Genomic DNA, 648 nt, shown 5'->3' with positions numbered 1-648 from the left:
TTGCGTGTGCGATAGTAAAAGGATACTGGGTCTGTAGCTCAGCTGGTTAGAGCGCACCCCTGATAAGGGTGAGGTCGGTAGTTCAAGTCTACTCAGACCCACCATTTTGTCGCGCTGGACTGCGTTGTTCGGGAACTCGCATACTGATGTATGCTTCGTCCCCTCTCGCCTTGCCAGCACGCCAAAACCACTATTAGGTTTGGGGCCATAGCTCAGCTGGGAGAGCGCCTGCCTTGCACGCAGGAGGTCAGCGGTTCGATCCCGCTTGGCTCCACCAATTTCTTTTTGATGTATTCATACCTGGCGAACGCAAGGTTAGCGGTAAACGGTATCACGTTTACCAGTAACCTTATGTTACGTGCTCTTTTACAACTTGGACAAGCTGATTGTAACAAACAAAGAGAAATCTCTTAGGTAATACTCTACAAGACACACTTGGTGTAGAGGCGTATCGTACTTTGTCATGTAAAGAAAAAGTACAATCCAATACAGCACAGTGGCTCATTTATGAGGCTCTGATGTATACGTTTTTGGGTTGTATGGTTAAGTGACTAAGCGTACACGGTGGATGCCTAGGCAGTTGGAGGCGATGAAGGACGTACTAACTTGCGATAAGCCATGATAAGCCAGTAAGAGGCATTTGAATCA

At 47.5% G+C, this 648-nt stretch carries 2 tRNA genes and 1 rRNA gene; all 3 read left to right on the top strand.

Annotated elements, in window-relative coordinates:
- The first annotated feature begins 27 nt into the window (after positions 1-27).
- Positions 28-104, top strand: a tRNA-Ile gene (locus CWE12_RS13575).
- 97 nt (positions 105-201) lie between these two features.
- Positions 202-277, top strand: a tRNA-Ala gene (locus CWE12_RS13570).
- Positions 278-541: 264 nt separating this feature from the next.
- Positions 542-648 (top strand): 23S ribosomal RNA (locus tag CWE12_RS13565); the annotation flags it as partial.

This window comes from Aliidiomarina sedimenti (genome assembly GCF_003986955.1).
GTDB lineage: Bacteria > Pseudomonadota > Gammaproteobacteria > Enterobacterales > Alteromonadaceae > Aliidiomarina > Aliidiomarina sedimenti.
The sequence above is the reverse complement of the archived record's forward strand: the minus strand, read 5'-3'. Positions and strand labels throughout refer to the sequence as shown.